Source organism: Pseudanabaena sp. UWO311 (genome assembly GCF_006937785.1).
Lineage (GTDB): Bacteria > Cyanobacteriota > Cyanobacteriia > Pseudanabaenales > Pseudanabaenaceae > Pseudanabaena.
The window spans coordinates 36,144-48,225 of sequence record NZ_SJEE01000040.1 but is presented as its reverse complement, the minus strand read 5'-3'; the positions used below and the strand labels follow the sequence as shown (position 1 = coordinate 48,225).

General features: G+C 43.0%; 12 protein-coding genes. 4 read left to right on the top strand and 8 right to left on the bottom strand.

Annotated features, from left to right (window positions below; all coding sequences use genetic code 11):
• Window positions 1-97 precede the first annotated feature (97 nt).
• Complete coding sequence (locus PseudUWO311_RS21565; protein WP_142657292.1) at window positions 98-448, bottom strand: 5-methylcytosine restriction system specificity protein McrC; 351 nt, start codon at window positions 446-448, stop codon at window positions 98-100.
• A gap of 145 nt (window positions 449-593) precedes the next feature.
• On the opposite strand from PseudUWO311_RS21565, the gene PseudUWO311_RS21560 reads away from it, so the two are divergent.
• The 3 genes from PseudUWO311_RS21560 (at window position 594) to rpsN (ending at window position 1,518) form a co-directional block, all read left to right on the top strand.
• On the top strand, window positions 594-806 hold the full coding sequence (locus PseudUWO311_RS21560) for a type II toxin-antitoxin system HicA family toxin (protein WP_142657291.1): 213 nt from the start codon (window positions 594-596) through the stop codon (window positions 804-806).
• Window positions 807-811: 5 nt separating this feature from the next.
• The gene (locus PseudUWO311_RS21555) at window positions 812-1,042 is read left to right on the top strand and encodes a type II toxin-antitoxin system HicB family antitoxin (RefSeq protein ID WP_142657290.1); all 231 of its coding nucleotides are present in this window, start codon (window positions 812-814) and stop codon (window positions 1,040-1,042) included.
• A 170-nt stretch (window positions 1,043-1,212) separates the two neighbouring features.
• A complete protein-coding gene (rpsN, locus tag PseudUWO311_RS21550) occupies window positions 1,213-1,518 on the top strand; it encodes a 30S ribosomal protein S14 (RefSeq protein ID WP_103666575.1) in 306 nt (101 codons plus the stop codon).
• Window positions 1,519-1,661: 143 nt separating this feature from the next.
• Here the strand turns inward: rpsN and ppsA are convergent, their stop codons facing one another.
• From ppsA to pnp, 4 genes are all read right to left on the bottom strand, one after another.
• Complete coding sequence (gene ppsA, locus PseudUWO311_RS21545; RefSeq protein ID WP_142657289.1) at window positions 1,662-4,094, bottom strand: phosphoenolpyruvate synthase; 2,433 nt, start codon at window positions 4,092-4,094, stop codon at window positions 1,662-1,664.
• 293 nt (window positions 4,095-4,387) lie between these two features.
• On the bottom strand, window positions 4,388-4,750 hold the full coding sequence (locus PseudUWO311_RS21540) for a putative quinol monooxygenase (protein ID WP_142657288.1): 363 nt from the start codon (window positions 4,748-4,750) through the stop codon (window positions 4,388-4,390).
• A gap of 61 nt (window positions 4,751-4,811) precedes the next feature.
• Window positions 4,812-5,885 carry a nuclease-related domain-containing protein gene (locus tag PseudUWO311_RS21535; protein ID WP_142657287.1) on the bottom strand — a complete coding sequence of 358 codons (1,074 nt, stop codon included), beginning with the start codon at window positions 5,883-5,885 and terminating at the stop codon, window positions 4,812-4,814.
• Between the two features lie 85 nt (window positions 5,886-5,970).
• The gene (gene pnp / locus PseudUWO311_RS21530) at window positions 5,971-8,118 is read right to left on the bottom strand and encodes a polyribonucleotide nucleotidyltransferase (protein WP_142657286.1); all 2,148 of its coding nucleotides are present in this window, start codon (window positions 8,116-8,118) and stop codon (window positions 5,971-5,973) included.
• A gap of 275 nt (window positions 8,119-8,393) precedes the next feature.
• Here pnp and PseudUWO311_RS21525 point away from each other — a divergent pair, with 275 nt between their 5' ends.
• Window positions 8,394-8,783, top strand: a complete 390-nt coding sequence (locus tag PseudUWO311_RS21525) for a universal stress protein (RefSeq protein ID WP_142657285.1) — start codon at window positions 8,394-8,396, stop codon at window positions 8,781-8,783.
• A gap of 101 nt (window positions 8,784-8,884) precedes the next feature.
• Here the strand turns inward: PseudUWO311_RS21525 and PseudUWO311_RS21520 are convergent, their stop codons facing one another.
• The 3 genes from PseudUWO311_RS21520 to PseudUWO311_RS21510 all read right to left on the bottom strand — a co-directional run bounded on the left by PseudUWO311_RS21520 (window position 8,885) and on the right by PseudUWO311_RS21510 (window position 11,526).
• On the bottom strand, window positions 8,885-10,030 hold the full coding sequence (locus PseudUWO311_RS21520; protein ID WP_142657284.1) for a cysteine desulfurase family protein: 1,146 nt from the start codon (window positions 10,028-10,030) through the stop codon (window positions 8,885-8,887).
• 84 nt (window positions 10,031-10,114) lie between these two features.
• Entirely contained in the window at window positions 10,115-10,909 is a 795-nt protein-coding gene (locus tag PseudUWO311_RS21515) for a TatD family hydrolase (protein ID WP_142657283.1), read from the bottom strand.
• A gap of 224 nt (window positions 10,910-11,133) precedes the next feature.
• Window positions 11,134-11,526 (bottom strand): AbrB family transcriptional regulator, encoded by a 393-nt coding sequence (locus PseudUWO311_RS21510; RefSeq protein ID WP_142657282.1) that lies wholly within the window; start codon window positions 11,524-11,526, stop codon window positions 11,134-11,136.
• Window positions 11,527-12,082 lie beyond the last annotated feature (556 nt).

Here is a 12,082-nt window from a genome sequence, read left to right as displayed (position 1 = left end):
TTTCCGTCTTGGTGATAATCTTTGCCGTTCTTGACTATCTTTTCGCTTTGGCAGTGTGGACATTCCATGCCTTTCTCCTTGTCTCTGCCTCTTTATTTTACTTCTCACGTCTTAACTGACCAGTGCCTGATAGAGAAGCCAATGAATATTGCTTGACACTTAACTGGTTGGTATATTCCAGCATATATAGCAAATTTCGCACTGCTTCCTGATTTTGGTTTTCCCGATCAGTGGAACGATACATTTTTGGTAAAACTTGTACTGTGCGATCGCCTAAACGAAATACGCCCACATATTGCCTCGCTTTTAGCTCTCGTTTGCCATCGTGGATCAAAGTTTCCAGCGGACAATCTCCGATTACTGTCTCTAAATAGGCGATCGCCTCTTGCTCTTGATCAGTCCAATCAAAGCCACAGCTTAACTCATACTCCAACAATGCTAATTTCACAAATTTTCTGACTGAGTGTTTCTGTAATACAGCCTAGTAGTAAATAGTTGAAATATCTGTAACTGATCTAAAAACTTCGCGATCGAGATCTGGCTCATGTCAGTGCGATCGCCTAAAATATCCCTAGATTAAAAAATAAGCATTTATGCCAAAAAAGATTCGAGAACTAAAAAGTATGTTGCTGAAGGCAGGATTTACCAGCGAATCGGCAAAAGGTAGTCATTCCAAATGGTCACACCCTAAATTGTTAAGAAAAATTGTTATTTCAGGTAAAGATGGGAGTGATGCCAAAACCTACTTAGAAAAGCAGATCAATGAAGCCCTAGAAGAAATCAGAGAACTAAATACTGAGGAATAAAAACTATGCAATACACAATTCTCATTCAATGGTCTGATGAAGATAATTGCTTTGTTGTCTTTTTACCCGAATTTACGAATGTGATGCAACCTTGCACACATGGGAATACTTACTTAGAGGCAGTTCAAAATGCTCAAGAAGTGATTGAACTGCTAGTAGAAACTGCCATAGAAAAAGGCGAACCATTACCCAAACGCCAAAAGTTTCAAGCAATTCCAGTTTTACAAGCTGCATAAATTAGAATGATCGCGCGATCTCGATCATTCTAATGGCTGGGTGATCGGCTAAAAATTATGAAATTAAAAATTATGCTCAATAAATTGGCTATTTAGGTTATGATCGGTAACTGTCGCGAATTGTATTAAATTTTTAGACTTTTACCTCTACATCACCTGATAGAACAGCAATGGCTAAGAAAAGCATGATCGAGCGCGAGAAAAAGCGCACCAAATTAGCTGAAAAGTATGCAGCTAAACTCGAAGCACTTAAAGAAAAGTTTGCCAGTCCTGAACTGACACAACAACAAAAAGTTGCTGTCCACCGTGAAATCCAACAAATTCCTCGTAATGCCAACCCTACTCGCCACCGCAATCGCTGCTGGGCAACTGGTAGACCTCGTGGCTATTACAAAGATTTCGGCTTATGCCGCAACGTTTTGCGTGAGATGGCTCACCAAGGCTTATTGCCAGGCGTAGTTAAATCTAGCTGGTAATTTTTGGGAACAAAAAAGCCGTCACCAACTGGTGACGGCTTTTTTGTTGCGCTCAAACGAACCACAATAAATTTTTTAAAAGTGTTGCTTTGCAACACTTTTAAAAAATTTATTGGTTCGGGTTTGAGCGCTTTGCGCTGTAATTATGCGATCGCCAGCATCGTCTTCAGCACAGAATCAGGATTAAGACTGATTGAGTCAATGCCTTGCTCGACAAGGAACTTCGCAAATTCTGGATAATCACTGGGTGCTTGACCACAGATCCCGATCTTGCGATGGTTTGCCTTGGCTCGTTGAATGATCGTGCGAATCATCGATTTCACGGCTTCGTTACGCTCATCGAAGATATGCGCGACTAGAGATGAATCCCGATCTAAGCCGAGAGTCAACTGCGTGAGATCATTAGAGCCAATTGAGAAGCCATCGAATACCTGCGAGAACTCATCCGCCAAGATCACATTACTGGGGATTTCGCACATCACATAGACTTCGAGCCCATTCTCTCCACGCTTCAAGCCATGCTTTGCCATCTCGGCAAGCACCTTGCGACCTTCCTCAGGCGTGCGACAGAAAGGAATCATCGGAATCACATTGGTTAAGCCCATATCATCACGGACACGCTTCAGGGCTTGGCATTCTAAGCCATAGGCTTCGCGATATTTCGGATCGTAGTAGCGCGATGCTCCACGCCAGCCGATCATCGGATTCTCTTCCACAGGCTCAAAGGCTCGACCGCCGAGCAGATTGGCATATTCATTGCTCTTGAAGTCAGACATCCGCACTACGACAGGTTTAGGATAAAAAGCGGCTGCGATCGTGCCAATGCCGTGGGCAAGCTTATCAACAAAGAAATCAGCTTTGTTCTCATACCTTGCAGTCAATTGCGAAATTTCCCATTTCGCAGCCTTGTCTTCAAGGGTATCAAAATTCATCAATGCCAGAGGATGAGCCTTGATGTGATTGGCAATGATAAATTCCATTCTCGCCAAGCCCACGCCATCGCAGGGAATCGAAGATAAGCCAAAAGCCTCTTCAGGATTGCCAACATTCATCAAAATCTTGGTGGAAAGCTTGGGCAAATTATCGAGAGAAGTCTCGACAATTTCAAAGGGAACTAGACCATCGTAAACCTTGCCTTCTTCGCCGCCAGCGCAGGAAATCGTCACTTCTTGCCCTGTCTTGATCACACCTGTGGCATTGCCGCAACCAACGATCGCAGGAATACCCATTTCTCGCGCAATAATCGCCGCATGGCAGGTACGTCCACCTTGATTGGTGACGATCGCACTAGCCTTTTTCATGATTGGCTCCCAGTCAGGGTCGGTCTTGTTAGTGACTAGCACTTGTCCAGCTTGGAAATCCTCAATATTATGCACTTCCAGAATTACATTTGCCTTGCCTTGACCAATCATCTCACCAACAGCACGCCCCGTAATCAGGACATCACTGGAACCATTCAGTTTGTAATTCTTGAGAATGTTGCCTGATTTTTGCGATTGAACGGTTTCAGGACGTGCTTGGACGATGAACAATTCGCCAGTTCTGCCATCCTTCGCCCATTCAATATCCATTGGCGACAACTTACCACGCACTTCCGAATAGTGATCTTCGATGATGCAAGCCCATTCTGCGAGCTTGAGAATCTCATCGTCGGTAATGGCAAACTTGACGCGCTCGGAAACTGGGACAGGAATATTCTTGGTCAGCTTACCGCCGCCAATGTCATAGACCATCTTGATTTCCTTTGTGCCAAGGCGCTTTTCGAGAATCGGACGGAAGCCTTGTTTGAGTGTCGGTTTGAATACAAAATACTCATCGGGATTGACAGCGCCCTGCACCACGTTTTCACCTAAACCATAGGCGGCAGTAATCAGTGCTGCATTTTTAAAGCCTGTTTCGGTGTCAATGGAGAACATCACGCCAGAGGAGGCGAGATCGGAACGCACCATTTTTTGCACGCCGACAGAGAGGGCAATATCGAAATGGTCAAAGCCATTGATGGTGCGATAGGAAATCGCGCGATCAGTGAATAGCGAGGCGAAGCAGCGATGACAAGCATCCACGACTTCGTTAGCACCATAGACATTGAGATAGGTTTCCTGCTGTCCAGCAAAACTGGCATCGGGCAAATCTTCGGCTGTGGCGCTAGAACGCACGGCAACATCAGCTTCTTTACCACAGGACAATTCGCAGTCGCATAGTTTCTGGTAGGACATAGCGATCGCCATTTGCAGATCTTCAGGAAATGGTGTACTAAGAACCAAAGCACGAGCCATACGACCGCGATCGCGCAGGTTATTCATATCCTCAATATCAAGATCGGCAAATAGTTCGCGTAATTTTGTTTCCAAGCCAGCCTTCTCAATGAAATGACGGAAAGCATAAGCAGTTGTGGCAAATCCATTAGGAACATTCACTCCCTTGGGTTGAAGCTGGCGAATCATTTCCCCCAGCGAAGCATTTTTCCCACCCACAAAGGGAATGTCAGCAATTCCCACTTCTTCAAACCAAAGTATTAATGCTTGTTCTTTGGGAACAGTTCTGGATAGTTCTGAGGCAAAAGTTGAGCTAGTCATAATGATTTAACTCCCTAACCACATTAGTGATTAGATCCATGCAAAGATAAGATTTGAAGCCTTAATGTCTAACCAAGAAAAATGCGATAACTTACGCATTAGTAAGCTCCAATATCAAAGTTTTTTACAACTTAGTAAATAACTTGAAAACCTTGATACTTCTTAAGTATATCTACCTTATAAGCACTAAATTTACTACCCATTACATTTATTTACTAAGCTTTGCAAAGATTGACATTCTCCTTAGCAATCTCGTTTGCAATAGGCAAAAGCGTCGTGAAGAGTCATCTTTCTCAATTGCGAAATCCATATTCGAGGACAAAAAATTTAGGGTTCAGTGCTGCTAAAGGCTCTCGCAATTTCGCTAGTTCTGCTTCGCAGCCATGAATCTCCAACTGAATTAATTCTGCTATTTGGAGGGCTTCATTCAAGATATTGCCCACATTTTCTAAATGGAATAATAGTCCCTCAGCGTCTGCATAGGCTTCGCGACAATGCGCAACATCTTCCCAAAAGCTGAATCTATAGTAGAGACATTTCGGTTCAGTTTTAGTCTTTTCTACAAAGCGATCGCATATAGCCTTAAATTCTTCTGTTTTGCCTTCAGCAATTTTGAAATAGGGAACGATTGAGCAGCCTGTATCTTGAGTAGACATGATGGGCATCTTCAGTTCTCGCCAAAAAGATTCTTGTCTTTGTGAATTAGCATCTATTTATCTAAGGATTAGTATGAAACAACTGTGAAGTAACGCATTTTTCGCATTCACAAAAAAACTGTAAGCCACTTTTTCTAATTTTTTTGCGATCGCCACAAGATGAACAAATATTTTTAATCGCCGTATTTTTACCGCAATCGCTACATTTAAAGAAATAACTGTGAACATAAAGCAATGTCAGATTTGGGCTTTGGCAATGGGAGCAGGTGCTTGTTGAAGCTGAATTTATGGTTTTGACGACGGGCTTAAGTTTAATGTCTGGTTTCTGCGTATCGTTAGGAACGACGGAAATAATCTTTTTCTGAGGTGATATTGGTTTGACAGATGCGATCTGATTTGTGGCTGGAGGAAGTTCACTCTCTGAAATGGCTTGAGGTGGATTATTTGTTGGTTTAATATTCGTATTGATTGAAGCTCCCTTAATTTTTGCAGGTTTGTGGTGCGTTAATAAAAATTGACTAATCCTCGGCAATTCGTCTTTTGCAATCTCATAAGGAATCTCCAAACTCAGGCTTAACAAGCTATCTTTTTTTCGATATTCTGTAGCGATTGCCTTAATTTTGTCAGGAATTTGATCAGCTTTACAAACAATATCGAGCTTGTCATTTTTTGGGCGGTTGATAATTCCTGCATCAGAAATTGCAACTAGCACATCAATTGGCATTTTCGTAAAATGGGATTGCTTGCCAAAAAGCATTTTATTCAGAAGCGTCTCAACATGATCTTCTAAATAGTCCTTGAGAAATTTCCCTTGGCGCTGAGCTTGTAAAATTGGTGAAGGCATTCCTTGCCAATCATTATTAAACCAACGTTTCCACTCACCGAGTTCATTTACCTCAACGCGAGTTGTGACGCTTTTGCTCTCAATGATTATAATTCCAAAGCGATGAAGTACTAAATGATCGATCTGACAAGCATCCCCTACTTTTTCAAAACGCAGATTATTAAAAACTAGAAACCATGGATCATCTTTAAATTCTCGGCTCAGATAAAAAGCTAGCTGAGATTCTGCACGGTATCCCGCTTGTTCAAATTTATCAGTTGTTTCAATACGATCAAGTTCTTTAATAATCATTACTTTCTTGAACCCCCAAAATACTTTTTAGCTTTTAACACAAAAAAGGGTGGATGCGCGAAGCGCATCCACCCTTTTTTGATATTTATTCAGCAGATGTAGCAGCAGCAGTACGTGCGGCGGCGGCTTCGTCGGGGTGAATACCCAAACGAGTTAGGTTAAAGCGTCCACGATTATCAACTTCGCGAATCTTGATCAAGACTTCATCGCCAACAGCAACTTCATCTTCCACTTTACCCACACGACCTTCCGCCAATTGGGAAATATGAACCATTCCTTCCTTACCAGGTAGGAACTCCACAAATGCACCAATTGGAATAATTCGAGTGACCTTACCAAGATAAACATCACCAGAACCAACACGACGGGTCATATTTTCGATGATGCGCTTGGCTTTGAGTGCGCCTTCCCCACTCATCGAGGAAATCATGACAGTACCATCATCTTCAATATCGATCTTGGCTCCAGTCTCCTCAGTAATTCCCTTGATGTTCTTACCTCCAGGTCCAATAATCATGCCGATTTGTTCAGGATCGATCCGAATCGTGAGCAATCGTGGTGCATAGGGAGAAAGCTGAGGTCTAGGCGCAGAGATCAATTCCAACATCTTGCCCATTATGTGAGCACGACCAGTCTTAGCTTGCATTACTGCCGAGCGGACTGTATCCATGGAGATGCTAGTGATCTTCATGTCCATTTGCAGAGCGGTGATGCCTGTGTCTGTACCAGCCACCTTGAAGTCCATGTCGCCAAGGAAATCTTCAATACCTTGAATATCAGTAAGAATGCGAACTTCATCGCCTTCTTTAATCAAGCCCATTGCCACACCACTGACTGGTTTGGAAATCGGTACACCCGCATCCATCAGCGCAAGGGTCGAGCCGCAGACAGATCCCATCGAGGTCGAGCCATTGGAAGACAAAACTTCCGATACTAGACGCAGAACATAAGGGAATTCCGCTTTAGATGGCAATACGGGCAAAAGAGCGCGTTCGGCTAATGCGCCGTGACCAATTTCGCGACGACCAGCCGATCGCATTGGTCTGGCTTCTCCAACCGAGTAGGGCGGGAAGTTGTAGTGATGCATATAACGCTTCTTCGCGTCAGGATGCAAATCGTCCATTTCCTGAGCATCCCCAGGTGTGCCAAGGGTGGCGATCGTCAATACTTGGGTCAAACCACGATTGAATAGACCGCTACCATGGACGCGAGGAATGACACTTACTTCTGTCCAGATGGGGCGCACTTCGTCAAGTTTGCGTCCGTCAATCCGAACGCTTTGCTCAATTACTTGCAAGCGCATCAGCTTTTTGGTGAGTTCCTTGTAAGTAGCACTAATCACTTTTTTGTCAGCGACTAGTTTTACAGGATCTTCATCGGGTAAAGCCGCGATCGCAGCTAAGAGTTCAGCCTTAATCGCATCAAGGTGGGCATCGCGCACATTGCGATCTTTTTCGCAACTTGCCACTACTTGAGCAACTTTATCTTTGACCGTATCGGCAATAAAGTTTTCCAGAGTGGAATCGGTTTCGGGGTTGACAATTTCTGGTAGTGCGATCCCTAACTCTTGCAGTAAATCAATTTGAGCTTTGATTAGTTCAAGCACCGCTTCATAACCAAAGTCGATCGCTTCGATCATGTCGGCTTCTGGCAATTGATTTGCGCCAGCTTCGACCATGATGATGCCTTCGGCTGTACCTGCAACCACTAGGTCGAGGTCACCTGCTTCAACTTCGGCATAGGTAGGATTGATGATAAATTCATCACCAACTAGACCCACACGAACGCCAGCCATGGGCCCCATGAATGGTAGTCCTGCAATTAGCGCGGCGATCGATGCGCCTGTCACGGCTAAAACGTCAGGTGGTACTTTTTCATCGATCGCCATGGTTGTGGCGACGATTTGCACATCATCACGCAACCAATTGGGGAAAAGAGGACGCATGGGGCGATCGATCAGGCGGCAAGTAAGAGTTGCTTTTTCGGGGGGGCGACCTTCACGACGTAAGAAACCTCCAGGAATACGACCTGCTGCGTATAGGCGTTCTTCATAATCAACAAGCAGTGGCACAAAATCAACACCGTCACGAGCAGGACCTCTGGTCGCTGTCACTAATATTGCTGTCTCTCCACACTGGACTAATACTGAGCCGCCAGCTTGGGGCGCAAACGTGCCAATTCTTAATTTAATTTCCCTGCCATAAAAAGGGATGATTTTTGTTACGGCTTCCATCTATAATCTTCTTCCGTTTTGACTTTTTTTTCGTTATATATCTCGCAATGTTAGCACTGATGTAGTAAGGTCTGACGTTTGTTAAGCGCGATCGCTGCAAAAAATGAAGATAAGTGCTTTTTACGTACCTCTGGTTACCCTTATAGGTGATCACATGTTAAAAATTAAGAAATTTAAAGATTGTTAGGCTGTTTTGATTATTAAAATAGAGTCAAGAAAACAAAAAAATTTGAATTCGTAATCAAATATCCGAATTGCAGTGCTAGGTAGGAATTATGTTTAATACTGTTTTATTTCCTTTAAACAGAAGTCAAGAAACCCGCCAAGCTGGAGCCGTAGCGATTGATCTGATTCAAAAATATCATGCGCAGCTATATTTATTGTCAGTTGATGATCCTGAGGCTAGTGATAGCGATCGCGCTTCATCACAAGAGCTAATTAAAGAAATTGAGGCTTACTTTGCGGAAGTGGGCATTGTGGTTAAGGCCAAAATAGCTGAAGGTAAAACTGCTTTTGTGATTTGTGATTTTGCTGATGAAATTAATGCAGACTTGATTGTGATGGGTTCGCGGGGAATGAGCCTGACAGAAGAACATCCTGACGGCAGCAGTGTTAGCCAAAAAGTGATTAATCTTTCGCCCTGTCCTGTCTTAGTCGTGCCGTAAGAAAGTCGCTTTGCGACATCCAAAAATCAAGGGTGATGCTTAGCATCACCCTTGATTTTTGGATGTCGTGAAAAATTGTAGAGGCAATTCATGAATTGCCTCTACGATTTTTCGCGGCTCAGAATTTGGTGCATGGCTAAAGATGTCCACTCAATATCAGCTTCATTGTTGGATTTGCCTAGAGTGAGGCGGATACTATTTCGAGCTTCTGATTGCGAATATCCCATTTCTAACAGGATTGAACTCGGCTCGATCGCACCGCTACTACATGCCGAACCAGAGCTAATGGCGATACCAGCGAAATTCATTTCGCGCACAAGATGGCGACCATCAATATGTTGGTGATAAAAACTAAGGTGGTGCGGTAACCTGCCACATCCCATCAGCCCTGTGGGAACAAGTTCGGGTATATCTGCAAGCAATGCGTATAGACGATCGCGCAACTTGGCTAAACGTAGAGATTCTAGCGGTAGCTCCTTTTCGGCTAGCTCGGCGGCTAAACCTAAACCTGCGATCGCGGCGACAGCCTGAGTCCCTGAACGGTAGCCACGTTCTTGTCCACCGCCTTGAATTAACGGAATTAGCGAACGCTTCTTAGTCATCAGAGGGTTAATATACAGCACCCCGATTCCTTGAGTTCCATAAAACTTATGCGCCGAAAGGGACAGCAAATCAATTGGTAGAGTTTGTACATCAATAGACATCTTACCGATCGCTTGCACCGCATCCGTGTGAAATAGCACATCAGCATTACGACAAATTTGTCCTAGTTTCTCAATTGGTTGCATCGTCCCCACTTCATTTTGAGCAGTGATAATCGATACAAGTACGGTATTAGGGCGTAGCGATCGGGCGAGATCATTTGGTTCAACAAGTCCTTGACGATTGACAGGTAATCGTGTGATTTCCCAGCCATGTTGTTCTAGATAATTGGCTGGTAAGCGCACTGCCGAATGCTCAACGGAGGAAATGATCATGTGTTGTGGCGTGCGATATTGCCTTGCAATTCCCATGATCACCATATTGTCTGACTCTGTGCCGCCAGACGTAAAAATAATTCCTTCAGGATCTGCATTAATCAAACTTGCTACTTGCAGGCGCGAACGCTCGATCGTCATGGTTGCACGTTCACCCCACCAATGCAGGCTAGAAGGATTGCCCCATTGCGATCGCATCACCGCCACCATCAAGTCGATGACTTCTGGTCGTGTAGGAGTTGTAGCACCATGATCTAGGTATATTTGCATAAAACAATTTTATAACAATCGCAAACCCAAAGAACAAAGGAGCGCTTTGCGCTCCTTTGTTCTTTGGGTTTATGTGAACAAAAATTAAGAAAGGGCAAACAGCGCACACGCATTTTTTGTGGTTTGTGTTGCCAATGTTTCCAAATCTACATCGCGCAACTTCGCTACGCTCTCAGCTACATGGAGCACATAGGCTGGTTCGTTGCGCTTGCCACGTTTCGGGACTGGAGCAAGAAATGGACAGTCTGTCTCAACTAAAATGCGATCGCTTGGTACAATTTTGGCGGACTCATGTAAATCATGAGCATTCTTAAAAGTGACCACACCACTAAAGCTGATATACATCCCCAAATCTACAAACCATTGCGTCTCCTCAGGATTACCAGCCCAGCAATGCATCACGCCGCGAACTGGCTCTTGCGGTGACTCTGCATTGATTTCTTGCAAGACTTGACGAGTAGCAGCTGAGGCTTCACGAGAATGAATAATTACAGGCAAATTTAGCGATCGCGCGGTTCGGAGTTGAGACTTAAAAGCTTCAATTTGAGCAGTTTTACTGTCAGATTTAAAAAAATCTAAACCCGTTTCCCCGATCGCTACAACACGGTGATCGCTAGTCGCTAAAGACTTGATGCGATCGCCAATTTCGGGATTCCAACCTGTCGTGTTCAAGGTTTTGTCAAGAGGATGTAGACCAACCGCAAAACTCACTTCAGGAAATTGATCGGCGATAGCTTGAATTTGCATAAATTCATCGGGGCTGACACAAGAATGTACTAACCGCGTTACACCATTACTTAGCCAGCGATCGCGAACTGCCTCAAGATCAGATTGAAAATCCTTGAAGTTAATATGTACATGTGTGTCTACTAGTTGCATAAAAAGAAACCTTAGAAATCAGAATCATGTCGAAATGTACAACGCATAAAAACAGCGAGAAAATTAAACGCTCCCCCACAAAGCCGTATTAATTTTCTCGCTCAAATTGGTTGATCAAATCATTTGTATAGCCAAGCCCTAAAACTTATCGCCTAAAAATTTATTTTTGACTATTAACTTTTACTCTTGATCCAATTTAACAGAGATTTGATATGTATATTTACTTACTCAGCTTTATCTTCCGATAGCTCGTTGCTCAACTGGATAAGATGAATATGCTTGTATCCAAGCTTAATTTCAAACTCATCACCTTCATTCAACCCCATTGACCTTGTATAGGTAGAACCGATCACAATTTGACCATTTTTATGAACGCTAACTCGAAACGTGGGTTCACGACCGCGACCATCTTTATTCTGTTCAGGATTAATTGCAAATCCTCTCGCAGCCAGTACTGCTTCATAGAACTCTGTCAAATTAACGCGATCTACTCCGTCTTTTCCTCGAGTGAAATACCCACATTTTTTAGCTTGCTCGCGCTTGGGTAAGTTATTTAGCTCTTTAGCTTTTTGAAGAAGCGCTTTTCCTGTTAATGGAGAAGTTACAGTGTCTGTCATAGGATTATCAGAAATTTCAAGATTTCAAAATCGAAAATTTCTCTCTAAAAATAGAAGAAAAATTTGCAAACCTTTGGATTTTAACCCACGTAGAATTGCATTTCTATTCTCGTACATTTTTTAACATATTGAACAAAATATTCGCTTAGATTTTCAAATATTTTTTAATTTTTCTAGGGAATTCAAAAAAATATACTCAACAATGTCAGAGCGTTTAGGTAAATACATGGAAATACGAAATAAATGCCTACAAGATTTAACTGATTAACTAGTCCAAAAGTTTTAACAAGGTTTAGATTGATATTTTTAAGTTAATTGCCACTCAACTCTGACTAAACATTATTTTATCTAATCTCAGTCAGTGTCATATTTGCAAATAACCAATAAAAAAATAGTCTTAATTACTATTTATCAAAATTTCATACTAATTAAAGCCATATTTCTTCACCCATATAGGTGATTTATCGATTTTAAGATCTATGAAATGCCTTAACATTCCTAGGCTAGTTTTGAGCTTTTCGAGTTGTGAAGAGAGACAGCATTGTCAAAGGGTTCA